The sequence below is a fragment of the Vibrio sp. Y176 genome (assembly GCF_033438945.1).
Window position 1 is genome coordinate 1 of record NZ_JAWOQS010001117.1, and the last position, 531, is coordinate 531.

Genomic DNA, 531 nt, shown 5'->3' on the forward strand with positions numbered 1-531 from the left:
GAAGACTTGAACTAAAGGTCTGTTAGCCGATGATAATATGGCCTTCTTCGTTGAAGGCTTCATCTTCTATTAACTCTTCTGCTATTTCTTCCAGATCAAATCGGTAGTCAATAAAAGCGGCGATCACGGCCTGCTCCGTATCTAACTCTGAGCCAGATAACTTTTCTAACTTTTGTTTCGTCACAAAGCATTCTATTAGCGCACCAGATTGTTGCGCCGCAAAGTTTACTGATTGTGATACTTCATCCCATGATTGCATGTCTGGGAATAAGATGGATTGATTCATCGCTTATTGACCTTCAAGGTTCTTTCTTAATTCACGCAAAATCTGTTTGGCTCCAGGACGAAGACCGCGCCATAACATAAAACTCTCAGCAGCTTGGCCAACTAACATACCTAAACCATCATAAGCATGTGCCGCACCGTTTTGCTTAGCCCATTGGTTAAATGTGGTATCACCTTTGCCATACATCATGTCGTAGCTCGTACTATTGGTGGCGAACACCGAGGCAGAGATCGCAGGTAACTCAC

1 protein-coding gene and 1 pseudogene are annotated in these 531 nt (G+C 43.5%); both read right to left on the reverse strand.

Going from position 1 to position 531, the window contains the following annotated elements; translation table 11 throughout:
* Nucleotides 1-22 precede the first annotated feature (22 nt).
* On the reverse strand, nucleotides 23-286 hold the full coding sequence (locus R7O13_RS30510) for a DUF1488 domain-containing protein (RefSeq protein ID WP_005497408.1): 264 nt from the start codon (nucleotides 284-286) through the stop codon (nucleotides 23-25).
* Nucleotides 287-289: 3 nt separating this feature from the next.
* Nucleotides 290-531: pseudogene (locus R7O13_RS30515) on the reverse strand (shikimate dehydrogenase); the annotation flags it as partial.